This is a genomic window from Bacillus sp. MBGLi79 (genome assembly GCF_002953915.1).
Window position 1 is genome coordinate 3,441,452 of record NZ_CP026521.1, and the last position, 3,178, is coordinate 3,444,629.

General features: G+C 48.2%; 2 protein-coding genes. Both read right to left on the reverse strand.

Translation table 11 applies throughout. The annotated features are described in order from the left end of the window. Positions 1-106 precede the first annotated feature (106 nt). Positions 107-619, reverse strand: a complete 513-nt coding sequence (locus tag C1T29_RS17580; RefSeq protein ID WP_023855391.1) for an adenine phosphoribosyltransferase — start codon at positions 617-619, stop codon at positions 107-109. 17 nt (positions 620-636) lie between these two features. Continuing rightward, the gene (gene recJ, locus C1T29_RS17585) at positions 637-2,985 is read right to left on the reverse strand and encodes a single-stranded-DNA-specific exonuclease RecJ (protein ID WP_025811058.1); all 2,349 of its coding nucleotides are present in this window, start codon (positions 2,983-2,985) and stop codon (positions 637-639) included. Positions 2,986-3,178 lie beyond the last annotated feature (193 nt).

The following is a 3,178-nucleotide window of genomic DNA, read 5'->3' on the forward strand; positions in this document are numbered from 1 at the left end:
GTAAAGAGAAGAAATTCAAAAGGACTTTTGCCGGCCCCGGAATACTATATGAATAGGAAAAAAAGCACCCGCTTTTTATGAGTGCTTTTTATAGTATAAAATTTGTTTAGTATTGCATCAAGGTTAAAATATCATATCCGTCCAGTTTATTTCTTCCTTCAAGATATGTCAGTTCGATCAGGAAAGCGATTCCGGCTACGACGCCGCCAAGCTCTTCAACCAGCTTGATCGTTGCTTCGATCGTTCCGCCGGTTGCAAGCAGGTCGTCAGTGATCAAGACGCGCTGCCCCGGTTTAATGGCATCTTTATGGATGGTCAGGACATCTTTTCCATATTCCAATCCGTAGTCGACTTTGATGACTTCACGCGGCAGTTTGCCTTCTTTGCGGACAGGCGCAAATCCTACCCCGAGCGAATATGCGACAGGGCAGCCGATGATAAATCCTCTCGCTTCAGGTCCCACGACAAGATCGATCTCTTTTTCTTTCGCATACGTTACAATTTGATCTGTCGCGTAGCGATAGACGTCGCCTTTGTCCATCAATGTTGTAATATCTTTAAATTGTACGCCTTCCTTCGGGTAGTCCGGCACAATTGTCACATACTTCTTCAAATCCATCTGTCTTCATGTCCTCCTCATACTTTATAAGCGACGGCGTTTTCCGCCATCCGCTTATCCAGCCACTGTTTAAGCTCATCCGCCGAAGAATAAATGAGCTTTTGCTCCAATTCAATCAGGCGCTGTTTTTCCCGGTAGGTTTCAGAATCTGTCAGATCGCGCTTTTCGGCATGATAAACAACAGATAAAACACCATTCTCTATTGTAACAAAACCGAGCTCAAAAAACACCTTTGTCATAAAATCAATTGTGTCTTTTGTCCAGCCTTTATGTCTGGCAAGCTCCCCGCCGTATTTCGGCAAGTCAAAAGAACCTCTTTTCAGGAGGAAAGCATAGTACCATTTAAAATATTCCCTAGTTGGAAATGTTGAGAAAAAATGTTCGTCTGATTGATAAAAAATCAGATAAATGCGCTCCAGTTTTTTGCCTTTTATCACTTGGTCAAAGATGTCGAGCGACGGCGGAATATCTATAAATACCGCATAGCGGCTCTCAAGGACGAGACGCTCTGCATCTTCAGGACCGCTGATGACGGTCAGCTCTTCTTCAAGGCCTGTCCCCGCAAGCTTCGCTTTGGTTTCCTCACGGAAGCAGATGCACGCCCGTTTCGCAGGATCCAGCTGCAATATTTTTTCTTCCCATGACCGTTTTCCCCGCAGATCAAACAGCTGCCATTCATTGACGGCTGCATCTTTGATCATCAGCTGCGGTTTTTTTCTGTTATTCCACTCGTTAATCGACAGTTCCCCGACAATCGAGATCTTTGCTCCAGGAACGATCCCGTCTTCGATGGCGCCTTTATAAAATCCGATGCAATCAAGCTTGTTCTCGCCGTCTGCCAGCACAAGCTTCAAGTGATTCTTGTTGGCGCCGATTTTCCTGGAATCATCAATTTTAACGTCGCTGACAAGGACGAAGGGCTTCGGATTTCCCGTGCCGAACGGCGCCAGCATGTTCATTTCGGCAATGCTGTCAACCGTGATATCTTCGAGCCGGCAGCACAAATCGACGTCTTGGACGGGAATAAAATCTTCCTCGGTCAGAACCGCTTCAGCCTGACGGTTGATTCTCTCCCTTAGTGCCGAAACATCTTCCAGGTTGAGCGTCATTCCGGCTGCCATCGGGTGCCCGCCGAAGTGCGGGAGAATATCCCGGCACTCCGAGAGATTTTGAAATAAATCAAATCCTTTGATGCTGCGCGCAGATCCTTTGGCAATGCCTTTTTCTTCATCGATACCGAGAACGATGGCGGGCCTGTAATACCGCTCGACAAGCTTTGAAGCCACGATTCCGACGACGCCGGGATTCCAGCCCGGCCGCGCCGCGACGATCACCGGCTGATCAAGGCCTTCCTCCTCGATCATCTGAACGGCTTCCTCTGTCATCTGATTGACGATTTTTTGGCGCTCCTTGTTCAAGGCGTTGATATCTTCGGCCAGCTCTTCCGCTTCTGTTTCGTCTTTTGTGTTCAGGAGGTAAACGGCCGGGTCAGCCTGTTCAATTCTGCCGACCGCGTTTAAGCGGGGCGCAATTTGAAAACCGATGGTCTCTTCATCCGCACTATGTATCTCCGCTCCGGCAATTTTGGTCAGCGCCTTTAATCCGGGGCGCTTCGTTCTCCTGAACTGTTCCATGCCGCGCTTGGCAATCTGCCTGTTTTCATCATGAAGCGGCACAAGGTCGGCAATCGTGCCGATCGCACAAAGGTCGAGCAAATCTTCCGGGAGCTCTCCGTTCAAAGCGTGGGCTAGCTTAAATGCGACACCGACGCCGGCAAGCTCTTTAAATGGATAGCCGCAGCCCGGCTGCTTCGGATGAATGATCGCATAGGCATCCGGCAAAACGGGTCCCGGCTCATGGTGATCCGTAATGATCAAATCGACGCCAAGCTCTTTAGCGACTTCAGCTTCATGAACGGCGGCAATGCCTGTGTCAACTGTGATGATCAATGAATAGCCTGATTCTTTGATCCCGCGAAAGGCCGCTTCGTTCGGGCCGTACCCTTCTTTAAAGCGGTCAGGTATATAAAAATCGGCTTGTGCTGAACATTTTTTCAACATTTGCAAAAGGACAGTCGTGCTTGTCACACCGTCCGCATCATAATCGCCGTAAATCATAATCTTTTCTTGATCTGAAATTGCCTGTTTGATTCGCTGTACAGCTTTTTCCATATCTTTCAGCAGATAAGGATCGTGAAAAACTGCATCCTTGCCATTTAAAAATGAAGATGCTTTGTCGGCTGTATCGTAACCTCTCATGACAAGCAATGAGGCGGCAAGGGGAGTAATGCCTAATCTTCCGGCGAGCTGCTCCACCTTTTCTTTGTCGGGCGTTTGCACGTCCCAACGCATTTTTGACGCTAACATAAATTCACCCCTCAACCACACTATTATACTAGAGCAGCATGAGGGGATTCAATTTATTTCGTGCAATCTTTCTAGTCTTTCTGATTTTCAGGGGCCGCCGATTCGGCTTCAAGTTCAGGATACTTTACCCGTTCTTCTCTCTTGAGCGCCTTTAGCTCTTTTTTCAGCCGCATGATCTGGAAAGCGCCGGCCG